A 12,715-nucleotide genomic window follows, 5' to 3' on the forward strand; every position below is an offset into this window, starting at 1 on the left:
ATAGTTATAGTTTGATTGATCTGCTGATTTCTGTACTGTCAAACTTAGAAATGGTTATTAGCTTTATGGTACAAATATATAAGGAAAAAGCCCTTTTTTCAATCCCTAATTTTAGGGACATAAATTGTGATGTGTGTTCCGGTATCAGCAAGGATTTCAAATTTTCCATTCATTTCTTCTGTTCGCTTCTTCATGTTTTGCAATCCGTTTCCTGTGGTTTTTGTATGGTCGAAACCAATTCCGTTGTCGGATATTTTTAGAATGTATTCTGAGTTTACATTATGTAAAGACAATTGAACATCTTTTGCCAGACTGTACTTAGCAATGTTATTCAGAGCTTCTTTACAGATGAGAATCAGGTTTTTTCTAACTGTAAAATCTGTAATCTCTAAATCTATGTCAGAATCAATTTTTATGGTGTACAAAATGCCTGTATCTCCCAAAATTTCGCTTGCAAAGTTTTTTATTCGGGTGCTCAAAGACATAAATTCGTTTTTACCGGGTTTCATACTCCAGATAATATTTCCGATGTTTTCTGAAATTTCTTTCGCTTGATGTTCTATTTTTGAAGAATTTTTTCGTTTGGTGCTGATCTTTTTCCATTAATTTTTGTGCAATTGCACTATTGATCTGTAAACTGCTCAGGGTAGCACCCAAATCATCATGCAGATCTGCTGTAATTTTGTTTTGTTGATTTTCTAAATCTAATTTGTGGCGGTAAAATTCCTGCTGTTTCAAAAACCTCCATCTACCATAAAACGCAAAGATTCCTCCGAAAAACACACCGCTTACAAGAGTCCAAAACCAAATACTTTTGTAAAAAGGAATGCTGATATTAAATGTTACTGATTTTGTATTTAAGCTTATATAATTGTTTTTATCTGTTGCGCGGATGGTGATCACATTTTTGCCTCCACTCAGCTCCAGATTGAGTATATTTCCTGAAAGATTGCTCCACTTTTTGGAATCATTAATTTTGTATTGAAAGTTTTTAAAATGACCGGAAAGTTCAACCCCGGAAAAAGCAATACTTATATTGTTTTGGTCACTTTTTAAATCATAAACATCTGCAATAGGCTTTATTTCCTGATTTATTTTCAGATAAATGATCTCAGGACGTATTTCGAAATTTAAAATTTGAATATCATCAGGAACTACGGAAATTCCATTTTCTGTCGCAACCAGTACATTTCTTCCGGAACTTGAAATGTCAGTAATTGCATTTGAGGCCAATCCATCATTTTTACCGATTTTCTTGATGTCATATTCAATGATTCCATTATTTTCAGAGTAAGATAGAATAGATAGATTTTTTCGTCCGCCAATCCATAATTTTTTATTGATATATTCCATCTGTGAAATATTTTCCGGCAGATTGTTAGAATTTGGGATAATCTTAATCAATTTTTTATTTTTAAAAATATAGATTTCACCCAAAGTTGTGGCTGCGAAAAATAAATTTCCGTCATAACTTCCTGATGTACAATTGTATTTCTCTAAAATTCTTTGGTAAGTATTGTTTTTTAAATCATAAGTATAAAATCCGCTCGATGAAATCACGTAGAACTCATTTTCTTTTATTTTAGAAAAAGACATGATTCTTTCGTTCGGAAAATTAATTTTCTGATAAGTGTTTTTTAAAATATTGAGTCGAAATGCACCGGAAATTGTACAAATCAGTGCAATGCTGTCATTCGCTTTTGTTGCTTTTTTTAATGAATAAAGTGGGTAACTGTCATCTTTTATATCTTGAACTTTTCCCCAATTGATACTATATCCTTTATCGGTAACAACCAAAGACGTTTTGCCAAAAAAGAGAATTTTTCTGATCCAGAAATCGGTTCCTGTTTTTATTTTTTCAGTAGTAATACCGTCAGTTTTTAGAATTTCTCCGTTGAAGTTTCCTGCAAATATTTCACCTTTTTCATTCGCAGTTACAGTATTGAAATTCTTGTTGTTAAAACTATCAGGCACTGTCAGATTTCTTATTTTTCCGGTATTGAAAAGTTGAATTCCTTCATTGAAAGTTCCGCTCCAAAGATTTTGATGAGTATCTAAAAAGGCGCATTTTATTTTTTCATCACATCGTATTTTTTTCTCAACAGAAAATGTTTCTAAGTCAATTATTTCAAAATAATTTTTGTTGGTGATGAGGTATAGTTTGTCATATACCAACTTATGCCACTTTATACCCTCGGGATACTTCAGACTTTGTTCTTTGAAAGTGAAGGGGCCTGTTTTAAAATGAGAAAACTTATGAATTTTGTCATCCTTATAGATGAAATAAGAGTTTTTTGCAATGAATGATTTTCTTGGGATAAAATTTAAAAATACAATCTCATTGCTTTTTTTACGATATAAAACTTTAGGTTTTGTAGAAGTGAAATCATTTTTGAGTTGAAAAGCGATCTGTTTTTTATCAATAAAAATAGTTGGTTTTTGTTTAACGATAAAAGTGGTGGCACTTGTTATTTCAAGATAGTCAGGGGCTTTGTAAAAAATAATATTTCCTTTTTCATTAAAATAATATTGTAAAACTGCATTACATTTTTTTTCTAAGCTTAAGTTTTTCTGCGTGATAAAACGGTTGTTTTTCTCATCAAAAAAGAAGGTGGTTGCTTATAGCAGATTGCCCATATTTTCCCCGACTTATCTTTTACAACTTGCAAAACACTGTTGGAAGGTAAACCGTTTTTAATAGTATAATTAAAGAAATTCAATCCGTCAAAACGACTTAATCCATCTTCGGTTGCAATCCAAAGAAAGCCTTTGTCGTCTTGCTCTAAATCAAAAATAAGATTGCTTGGAAGTTTAGAGTTGTCGGTGTGAAATGTATTGTTAAGAGAATAATTCTGGGCAAAAAATAACCACTCAAAAAAAGAAGAGATACTACTCCAAATAATTTTAAGAGATTCATCATGGTTAGTTTTAAGTAAATTTAGATAAAATTCTGTTAGATAAAATAAAAAAATCATCTCAATTTGAGATGATTACTATTTGTTAAATTCTAAACCTAAAAAAAACTATTTCAAAAGTTTGTCAATCGTAGTCTGAATTTCCGGGTCTTCTGGAGAAATGGAGTAGTATTTTGCAATCTCAGATTTTTGATCAATCACCATGTATCTCGGAATCCAGTTGAGGTCAACGTATTCATTAAAATCATTTTTCCAGCCTACAGAAAACCAATAGTTTTCTTTCTCTTTCATATTAAATCTTTCAAGACTACTGTCGAATTTTTCTTTTGATCTTTCCAATGAAAAGAATACGAAATCGATGTTCGGGTTATTTCTTTCTAATTCTTCAGCTTTTGGTAAAGCGATAAGACAATCTCTGCACCAGCCTGCCCAAAAATCGATGACCAAAACTTTTCCTTTGTGCTGATTTAATATTTCCTGAACGGTAATTTTTTTCCCGTTCTCATCTTCTAATTTTTGTTTTAATGCTTCTTTTGAAAATTGAGTTTTTGAAACTTCGGGAGTTTTTTGTGAACATCCAAAAGTAAAAATACTCAACATCAAAAATGTCATGAGCTGCTTCATTCTATTTTTTTACAAATCTAAACATTGAAACGTAATTTTAGTGTGAAATTATATGATTTAACAGAAATTTGAAAAATCGAAAAATTCTATTTTCAACAAAACAAAATCCGCAACGGCTGCTGCGGATTTTAGTATCTAGTTTTAATGCTTTTTGTTAACATAATTCAGAATCATCTGATTAAATTCTTCCTTCTTATCAATAACGACATTGATTGGCCAATAATAAACCATATCTCGCAGATAATCGAAAGTTTTCAGACGTACATAATCTTTTTCTGTGGTTAGAATTAATTTGTACTCGCCCAGTTTTTTGTATTCTGCAACAATATTTTTAATATCTGCATCGGAGAAATTGTGGTGATCTCTGAATTTAAGATGTTTCACTTTTTGAGAAAATTTAGACAAATGATTTAGCAAGGGTTTTGGGTTGGCAATACCTGTGATAAGCAGAATGTCATAATAATTGAGATTATTATCCGGCAGCATTTTCTCTCTTGAATATACATTTTCATCATATCCAATCGATGAGAAAAATACTTTCTGATTATGAGCCGGTCGTATTCTTGAGATGTAATATTGTTTGGTTTCTTCTGTCAGCTCATCCGGACATTTGCTGACCATAATAATATCTGCACGGCTTGCTCCGCCTCTGGATTCTCTCAAATCACCAGCTGGAAGAAGATGGTCTTTAAAATAAGGATCATTAAAGTCGGTCATGAGGATATTAAACCCGGCCTTGATTGCTCTGTGCTGCATGGCATCATCAAGAATCAAAACATCAAGATCCATATCATCAATCACTTTTTTGGCTCCGGGAACACGGTCTTCGGAAACTGCGATTACAAAACGGTTTTTGAAACGTTCAAATAGCTGCATCGCTTCGTCACCTACAGTTTTGTAATTGCTGTCGTAATTGGTAACGTCATATCCTTTCGTGAGTCTTCCGTAGCCTCTGGAAAGCACACCGGTTCTGTAATATTTAGATAAAGATTTAGCCAGATACATTACCATTGGCGATTTTCCGCTTCCGCCCACAGAAAGATTACCGACATTGATAATCGGAGTCTTGAATTTCGTAGATTTAAATATTCCCAGATCATACATTGTGTTTCGGATGCCCGTCACCATGTGATAACCTAAAGAAAAAGGATAGAGATACCATCTTTTCATACGTTGACAAAAATAAGAATTTTATAGCCGATTTTTATAGAATATGTCTATGATTTATCAACATTTATTTTAAAAAATAGGTTCTTAATTATTGTTAAATTAAATTATTTTTGCAATATTGTTTTTAAATCTGATTTTTAAAATTAGCAATTCAAAAAATCAAATAAGCTTGAAAGCAAAATTTACAATATAACATCTATTTGCATTGAGGTATTTTATAGAATTTTCATACAACGGTAAAAATTATTTTGGCTATCAGATTCAGCCCAACGACATTTCTGTGCAGGAAGAACTGGAAAAAGCACTTTCCACCATTTTGCGGGAACCCATCAAAACGGTAGGAGCGGGGAGAACCGATACTGGCGTGCATGCAAAAAAGATGTTTGCGCATTTTGAAACCGAGCAAGTTTTAAGCGATCAGCTTTCACACAAACTCAATAGTTTTCTTCCGGCAGATATTTCAGTCAAAAAAATATTTAAAGTTAAAGATGATTTTCATGCAAGATTTGATGCAACATACAGAACGTATGAATATTACATTTCATTAGAAAAAAATCCGTTTACACAAGATTCTGCATGGCAACTTTGGAGAAGAAATATTGATGTTGTTAAAATGAACGAAGCCAGTAAAATTCTTTTTGAATATGAAGATTTTACAAGTTTTGCAAAACTTCACACCGACAACAAAACCAATCTCTGCAAAATGTACAAAGCAGAATGGGAACAAAACGGAACAGAATTAAAATTCACTGTTTCAGCAAACCGTTTTCTCAGAAATATGGTAAGAGCCATCGTAGGAACAATGATTGAAGTTGGTTCAGGAAAGATACAGCCGGAAGATGTAAGAAAAGTAATTGAAAATAAGAATCGAAATTCTGCAGGGGTTTCTGCGCCCGCGCATGCGTTGTATTTGGTGGATGTTGGGTATGAATTTAATAAAAACTAATTAAAAACTAAAACTTATGATGTCAATTTTTATTTTAATCGGAGCATATCGATATTATGCGGGCTTAGCTGAAAGATTTGGTAAAACCAAATGGCAGTTTGGTCTGTTAGCAATTGCAATTTATTTAGGATTTCAGATTGCATTTCTTTTTGGTTATGGAATGTATGAAGCATTCACAGGCTCTTTGAATGATAATAATTATACAGGTTTTTCATTGATCAATATTATCAGTTGGCTCTTTGCAATTGCGGGCGTTTATGCAGTATATCATATTCTTGAAAAAAAGTTTAAGAAGGAAAATATTAAAAAACCTTCCTTAGAAATAGAAGAAATAGGGGTTAAAGAATAATTTAAAAAACTAAAACCATGACCGAAATAGAAAAACTTGCCTTTGCACTCAATCATTTCGCTGGTCTTTCAGAAGAAGATTTTAAATTATCTGAGGATTTTTGGCATCCGAAAGAATACAAAAAAGGAGAATTTTACAATCTTCGGGCGACGGTTTGTACCTATTTTGGGTTTATTGTTGATGGTGTTTTCCGTTCTTACACGATTGATGAGAAAACTGGGGAAGAAAAGAATGTTTTTCTCTATTCTGCCAACGGATTTGTAGTTTCTTTCAAAAGTTTTATCAATCAGATTCCTTGCGATTATCATACGCAGGCTTTGACGGATGCTACTATTATTTACATTCGTTATACAGATTTGATTTCGTTGTATCAGCAGTCGCATCAATGGGAAAAATTCGGAAGGCTTTTGGCGCAGGAAGCTTTTAATGTGACGATGTCAAGGATTGAAGGCTTTATTTTAAAGTCACCCGAAGAGCGATATTTAGATTTGATGAAACAGCATCCTGATATTTTCAACAACGTTCCTCTGTATCATATTTCTTCTTATTTGGGAATTCAGGGACCTTCTTTAAGCAGGATAAGAAAAAGAATTTCAGGGAAGTAATTTAATTTTTCCTATTTTTTTATTTGGGCAGCTTTTACCGTCTTCCACTCCCGCTTTTTTGCCTCCGCTTTGCTCCGGCAAAAAGAGCTCCGTTCAAGCCGGGCTGCTGCAATTCGCTGATAAAAGAGAAAAGAATCAATTAAAACTTTCCCGCAATTTTCCTAATTAAAGAAATCTTTGTGTTCTTTGTTAAGTTTATGCCTTTGTGAGCTTAAAAACAATTAGTAGTTAAAAAAAATCTTTGCGCACTTTGCGTTAAAAAATAGCACGTGAATAACAATCACATTAAATTTAAACCTACTGTTACGATTTTAACCAAAGTTAAAATTATCCTCGCTTAATCTGCGCAACTTTGTCTCATAATTTAAAACAATATTTATTATGAAAACAAAAACTATCGTATTGATTCACGGATTATTCGTTAACAATACAAGCTGGAAAAACTGGAAAACTTATTTTGAAGCACAAGGTTACACCGTACATACTCCATCCAATCCCGGACACGACGGAAATCCAATTGATCTAAAGAAAAACATTCCTTCAGAACTGAAAAATGTTGGCTTTGATGACACGGTACAAAATTTAGTAAAATTCATCGACACCCTTCCTGAAAAACCAATCGTTATCGGCCATTCATTCGGTGGATTGATGGTTCAGAAATTAATTGATATGGGAAAAGCTGTTGCGGGTGTCAGTATTGATGGTGCACCTCCAAAAAATGTAATGGCTCCTTTTTCTACCGTGAAAGTCGTTTGGCCTGTAGTGAATTTCTTCAAAGGAAACTCTGCGTTTTTGGGATCTAAAGAATGGTATCACAAAGCTTTCTTCAATAATTATACAAAAGCAGAAAGCGATAAATTGTACGAAACTGTTGCCGCCCCTGAAAGTAGAAAATTAGCAAGAGATCCGCTTTTCAAATCTTCCGCAAAATTAGATTTAAACAAACCTCACGAACCATTATTATTTATCGCAGGTTCCAACGACAATATTTTTCCGGCAGCATTTTCAAGAAAAATTGCCAATGCTTACAAAAACCAGAAAAGTATCGTTGATTTTAAAGAATTTGAAGGTAGAAGCCATTTTATTGCCGGAGAAAAGGGTTGGGAAGAAGTTGCTGAATATATTTTGAACTGGTTGAGAAAACTAGCTTAATATTTATTTGCTCAATAACAGGAATCAGAAATTTTCTATGACTATTTGATAGAGTTGTAAAGGCTGTAAAATTTTAAAGCCGTATTTTTGCAGAGAATTTTTCAAATTAATTCTTTACGTCAATTCTATAAATGAAAAAACAAGATACCTGGGCAATTGTAAAAAGGCTTTTCTTCATCGGTATGAAGTTTCGTTCCTGGTTTATTTTTACCCTGATTATTTCTATCATACTGTCCATCGTTTCTACTTACAGACCTTATCTCACGATGCAGATTGTGGATAATGACATTACGAAACTGAAAGATAAAGCCTTGATGATGAGGCATATTTATGGCTTAGTCGGATTGGTTTTTGCTGAGACGATTTTAAATTTCTTTTTGGTTTATTTTTCCAATTATATTTCACAGAATGTGATCAGAGATATTCGTGAAAGGTTGTACAATAAACTGATTTATTTCAGAACAGCTTTCTTTGATAAAACCCCGATTGGTCAGCTGGTAACACGAGCCGTTGGGGATGTCGAAACGATTGCTACCGTTTATACAGATGGTTTTTTAATGGTTTTCGGAGATGTTTTAAGAATTATTTTTGTGCTCTTCATGATGTTTCAGGTGGATGTACATCTGAGTTATATTTCTTTGGCAATCTTACCTTTAATGGTCGTTATTACAAGATTTTTTCAGAAAAGACTGAAGAAAGCTTTTGGTGATGAAAGAACCTGGACTTCCAATCAAAACTCTTTTGTACAGGAAAGGCTTGCTGGAATGCCGATTATTCAGGTTTTTAACAGACAACAGGCTGAATTTAAAAAGTTTGATGATATCAATATCACGTTAAAAAGTGCTTTGCTGAAAACGGTTTTCATCTTCTCACTGTTTTTTCCTGTAGTTGAATTAATCTCTTCACTTTTCATTGGTTTTGTTCTTTTTTATGGTGGTTATATTACCATCAGTGCGGGGGTTGTGATTGCGTTTATTCAGTTTATTTCGATGTTGATTCGTCCTTTGCGACAGATTGCAGATCGTTTCAACAATATTCAGCGTGGAATTGTAGGCGCAGAAAGAGTTTTAGGAATTATGGATGAAGATTATGCCATGCCTAATGATGGTAAGGTTTCTAAAGACCATTTCGACGGAAAAATAGAATTCAAAGATGTACGTTTCGCTTATGGTGACAAGCAGGAAGTTTTAAAAGGAATTGATTTTAAAGTAAATCCTGGAGAAACTGTAGCCATCGTCGGGGCAACCGGAGCGGGTAAGTCTACGATTATCAGTTTGATTACAAGGTTGTATGATATTAATTCAGGCGAAATTTATATAGATGATGTTGAACTGAGAGATTACGAACTGTATAATCTGAGAAGTCACATTGGTGTTGTTTTGCAGGATGTCTTTTTGTTCCATGGAAGTATTTTTGAGAATCTTGCATTTGGAGATGACAGCGTGACTTTAGAAAAAATAAAAGCCGGCGCAAAGGAAATTGAAGTCGATGATTTTATCGAAAGTCTTCCCGGCGGTTACGAATATGTGGTGAGTGAAAGAGGTTCTTCTATTTCACTTGGGCAAAGACAATTATTATCATTTTTAAGAGCTTATTTATCTGATCCCAAAATCCTGATTTTAGATGAAGCAACTTCATCAATTGATCATGAAAGCGAAAAACTGATTCAAAGAGCAACTGAAAAAATTACTAAAAACAGAACTTCAATCATTATTGCACACCGACTTTCAACCATCGAAAAAGCTGATAAAATCATCGTGATGGATCATGGGAAAATCGTTGAAGAAGGAAAGCATCTTGAACTTCTCGCTAATAACGGTTATTATTCAACCTTGTACAAAGCGCAGCTGAGACACGAGATTGAAGTTGATGAAAAGATTTAATTTAAATTATAAGCCGTAAGGAATAAATCCGAGGTCTTTTCGCCATGTATCTCCATATTTTTCAGTAAGAGATTTAGCAATGAGTTGATTATTTTCTTTGGCTTTCTGCGATAGAAATTGGCTGATCACGCAATTCTGATAAATAACGGAAATTCCATATTTTTTCTGAATTCATCGTGATTTCTTGACATGATTCCAAACTGCATGAAATGTGGAGCATTTTCGTTTGGTAAAGTCCTTTCATTCTTTGTTGTACTTGTTTTAACGTTATCAGATTTATTCTGCGTGTTTTTCTGTGCAAAAGTAGAACCTGAAACTGTAAGTAAAGTCAAAATTAGAAAAGCGTTAAATGTTTTCATGGCTTAAAATATATTTGCTTATTTGATTGCAAATTGTTTTAAGAGTTAAATTTAAAAATCACTTTTAATAGATATTTCTTAAGAACAGAATAAATTTAGACTTGAAAATTTATTCAATATCATATTCTTTTTCCAGAATCTTTTTAAATTCTTCTTTGGTGATACCTTGCTTGGAAGAAAAATCCATATCAATTAAATATTCATCAACGTAATATTTTTCTTCACCATAAATCTGATCGAGGATATCCTGAAGATAAAGCTTCTATAAGTATGCGGAATTGCAGGTTTATGACATCAAAAAATCCCTATTTCACTAGATTTGTTAACATTTGGTTAACATTGAATTCACTTTAAATTAATAACTATACAGTTAGGTATAGTTTTTGTTATTTAGATTAAATATAAAAATTATTGAAAACCCTATGGTTATTTCAAAGTAAATTACTAAATTTATTAAAAATTTAACCATCTGTTGAAATTAATAGGGGTTAGTTTGATAATTGTTGATGATTTTTTAACTTAAACCAAAATATAAAGATGAATAATATCCAAGACGAATTTCAAGTCTTAAAAGAAGAATTAAAGAAATTGAACATTGATGTTGAAAAAGTAGTAAAAGTAGGAAATGGAAGTATGGACTTTCATGAAGTCTTTTACAGATCCCCACGATATGATGATGTGAGAACAGTATATGTGCAGCGTCACACGCTCGATCATCTTATTGAAAAATTTAAAGATGCCTATAAATAAAAAATACCGTTCACAATTTGTGAACGGTATTTTTTTATCTTGATGATTGATTAAAATCTGTATCCCAAGGAAAATCCGCTTCTGAAACCTGCCCAAGGACCGTCAACTTTGATTCTTGCACCATTTGAATTGGTTTCTACGGTATAATCTACAAAAGGAATATCTAGGTTTTCAATCTCTCTCTTTAGCTCAGCCTGCATTTCCGGAGTAAGAAAAATATCGCTCGTTAAACTAAAATCTCCTTTGCCCGACCCATAATGTGCACCGGCAATCCAAAAGTCTAGCACAAAACTATGCTGCTTGTTCAGAAAAAACTGGGCACCAACCATCAGTCCGCCACTGTTTCCTTTAGCATCTCCCAAACCTTTCAGCGGAATTGGTAGAGTAGTTCCGAATGCGGTATAGTCATAAGTGTAATCAAACGTATTGGTTGAAACCTTTGAGTAACGGTAGTAGGGAGCGAAATAAAATCCTTTTCCATAGCCTTCACCGATGTAAAATCTTGGTTCGATGGTGAAATTGGTCGCTTTAATTTTTAAATTCTGAAAATCTTTTTCATCTTCTTCACTCAAAAAAGCATTCATAAACGGAACTTTGCCTTCGGTAACGGTTCCAAAACCGACATTGATTGCAAACCAACGGTTAATTGACCGCTCATAAGACAGATTGATATTTCTGAAAGCGTAGCCGGTAATATTGGTTTTAATAATATTCATTTTATCTTCAGGAACGGTGTTTACTTCTGATGTCGTTATTCCTTGTGCATGGGCTCCTGAAATAATAAAGAGTGGGAGAAGTATAAGTAGTTTTTTCATGGCTTAAGATTTTTGATTTAAGTTAAATAAAATGCGATTTGGTTTTGTGAAATTTAAAAGAACATTAAATTACAATTTAGTTAAATCAAAAACCGTTCTAAAAACTTAGAACGGCTTAATTTATTTTGAAATAATTAATAATAATTACTTTTGATGAATTTTATGCTTTCAGATTGTGTTTTGTTTCCTGAAAATTCAATGAAGTAAGAAGATGCTGGTAATTCTGAAACCTGTACTTTTCCTGCTTTTAAATCTGAAGTTTTAATCAGTTTCCCGTCTAAACTGTAGATGTTTGCTTTAGAATAATTTGACATATCACCTTTAAACTCGATAAAATCCTGAGCAGGGTTTGGATAAATTTTAAATGAATCTTTCTTTACAAAGTCTGATGTACCTAAAAATACTTCGTTTAGAGCCTGAGCACCATTGGTGGTTTGTGCAGTGCTTCCTGTTGGAGTAATTACAGCATTAGTAGTACTAAACAAAGGAAATTTGTGAGAACCGTCATAATATGTATATGAGGTATTAACAACTGTAGCAGCTGTAAAACCAAAAACAGTAAGAACAAAGTTTTGTATAGATTTTATTCTGGTAACATTCGTATACGTTTTAGAGCCAATGAGAAGAGTTCCCCATGCATCCCCAGAAAGAGTGATGCTTCCACTGAAATTACCAGAACCTTGCGTGGAAGAAAATGTTCCGGATGCGTTATCTGTTTCAGAATATCCATAAGTAGCAGGATAAGATATGAATGTACCGTTGTTTGCGCTGAAATTAAGAGTTGCATCGGGAGTTACCAAACCTGTAATTTCAAGTTTCGTAGCAGTTTGTTTGTAAAAAACAGTGGTAGAACCGTTGACATATTTCAAAGTTGATCCCGGATAAGAAGAAATCTCTGCACTGCTTGGTGTAGAATATGTTCCGGAAACCCCGCCACTTTGTGTGAGTGAAGAATTATTAAAAATAGTATTAACACCTGTAGCAGAGTTATCTGGTGTACCTGCCAAATTGATATTATTAGAAACATCGCCCACACTAGGATCATGAAATGCCTTTGTAATTGTGGCTTGAGCCGATAATACAGCTGTTGACGCCATTAAAAAGAATAGAGTTGTTTTCATGTTTATTTTTTCTTATAAAGATAATC

The 12,715-nt window shown here is 33.2% G+C and carries 14 protein-coding genes; 6 read left to right on the top strand and 8 right to left on the bottom strand.

Going from position 1 to position 12,715, the window contains the following annotated elements:
• Positions 1–98 precede the first annotated feature (98 nt).
• The 5 genes from EAG08_RS14205 to lpxK form a co-directional block, all read right to left on the bottom strand.
• A complete protein-coding gene (locus EAG08_RS14205; protein WP_129536005.1) occupies positions 99–509 on the bottom strand; it encodes a sensor histidine kinase in 411 nt (136 codons plus the stop codon).
• The gene (locus EAG08_RS14210; RefSeq protein ID WP_129536006.1) at positions 496–2,175 is read right to left on the bottom strand and encodes a hypothetical protein; all 1,680 of its coding nucleotides are present in this window, start codon (positions 2,173–2,175) and stop codon (positions 496–498) included. The genes EAG08_RS14205 and EAG08_RS14210 overlap by 14 nt, the downstream gene beginning before the upstream one ends.
• Positions 2,176–2,561: 386 nt before the next feature.
• Positions 2,562–2,975, bottom strand: coding sequence for a two-component regulator propeller domain-containing protein (locus EAG08_RS14215; protein ID WP_129536007.1), 414 nt, complete (start codon positions 2,973–2,975; stop codon positions 2,562–2,564).
• Between the two features lie 48 nt (positions 2,976–3,023).
• The gene (locus tag EAG08_RS14220) at positions 3,024–3,539 is read right to left on the bottom strand and encodes a TlpA family protein disulfide reductase (RefSeq protein ID WP_129536008.1); all 516 of its coding nucleotides are present in this window, start codon (positions 3,537–3,539) and stop codon (positions 3,024–3,026) included.
• Positions 3,540–3,680: 141 nt separating this feature from the next.
• Complete coding sequence (gene lpxK, locus EAG08_RS14225; RefSeq protein WP_129536009.1) at positions 3,681–4,709, bottom strand: tetraacyldisaccharide 4'-kinase; 1,029 nt, start codon at positions 4,707–4,709, stop codon at positions 3,681–3,683.
• Positions 4,710–4,914: 205 nt separating this feature from the next.
• Here lpxK and truA point away from each other — a divergent pair, with 205 nt between their 5' ends.
• The 5 genes from truA (at position 4,915) to EAG08_RS14250 (ending at position 9,644) form a co-directional block, all read left to right on the top strand.
• Entirely contained in the window at positions 4,915–5,655 is a 741-nt protein-coding gene (gene truA / locus EAG08_RS14230) for a tRNA pseudouridine(38-40) synthase TruA (protein ID WP_129536010.1), read from the top strand.
• A gap of 16 nt (positions 5,656–5,671) precedes the next feature.
• Positions 5,672–6,004: a hypothetical protein gene (locus tag EAG08_RS14235; protein WP_129536011.1), complete on the top strand. Its 333-nt coding sequence runs from the start codon at positions 5,672–5,674 to the stop codon at positions 6,002–6,004.
• 17 nt (positions 6,005–6,021) lie between these two features.
• The gene (locus tag EAG08_RS14240; protein ID WP_129536012.1) at positions 6,022–6,609 is read left to right on the top strand and encodes a Crp/Fnr family transcriptional regulator; all 588 of its coding nucleotides are present in this window, start codon (positions 6,022–6,024) and stop codon (positions 6,607–6,609) included.
• 381 nt (positions 6,610–6,990) lie between these two features.
• The gene (locus tag EAG08_RS14245; protein ID WP_129536013.1) at positions 6,991–7,761 is read left to right on the top strand and encodes an alpha/beta hydrolase; all 771 of its coding nucleotides are present in this window, start codon (positions 6,991–6,993) and stop codon (positions 7,759–7,761) included.
• A 131-nt stretch (positions 7,762–7,892) separates the two neighbouring features.
• Positions 7,893–9,644 (top strand): ABC transporter ATP-binding protein, encoded by a 1,752-nt coding sequence (locus EAG08_RS14250; RefSeq protein ID WP_129536014.1) that lies wholly within the window; start codon positions 7,893–7,895, stop codon positions 9,642–9,644.
• A 125-nt stretch (positions 9,645–9,769) separates the two neighbouring features.
• On the opposite strand, the gene EAG08_RS14255 is transcribed toward EAG08_RS14250, so the two are convergent.
• Positions 9,770–10,003 carry a hypothetical protein gene (locus EAG08_RS14255; RefSeq protein WP_129536015.1) on the bottom strand — a complete coding sequence of 78 codons (234 nt, stop codon included), beginning with the start codon at positions 10,001–10,003 and terminating at the stop codon, positions 9,770–9,772.
• A gap of 537 nt (positions 10,004–10,540) precedes the next feature.
• Between EAG08_RS14255 and EAG08_RS14260 the strand changes: the two genes are divergently transcribed.
• Positions 10,541–10,753: a hypothetical protein gene (locus tag EAG08_RS14260; protein ID WP_129536016.1), complete on the top strand. Its 213-nt coding sequence runs from the start codon at positions 10,541–10,543 to the stop codon at positions 10,751–10,753.
• A gap of 50 nt (positions 10,754–10,803) precedes the next feature.
• On the opposite strand, the gene EAG08_RS14265 is transcribed toward EAG08_RS14260, so the two are convergent.
• Both EAG08_RS14265 and EAG08_RS14270 read right to left on the bottom strand, forming a co-directional pair.
• A complete protein-coding gene (locus EAG08_RS14265) occupies positions 10,804–11,568 on the bottom strand; it encodes a DUF3575 domain-containing protein (RefSeq protein ID WP_129536017.1) in 765 nt (254 codons plus the stop codon).
• A gap of 134 nt (positions 11,569–11,702) precedes the next feature.
• The gene (locus EAG08_RS14270) at positions 11,703–12,689 is read right to left on the bottom strand and encodes a T9SS type A sorting domain-containing protein (protein WP_129536018.1); all 987 of its coding nucleotides are present in this window, start codon (positions 12,687–12,689) and stop codon (positions 11,703–11,705) included.
• Between the last annotated feature and the right edge of the window lie 26 nt (positions 12,690–12,715).

This window comes from Chryseobacterium sp. 3008163 (assembly GCF_003669035.1).
In the GTDB taxonomy this organism is placed as follows: domain Bacteria; phylum Bacteroidota; class Bacteroidia; order Flavobacteriales; family Weeksellaceae; genus Chryseobacterium.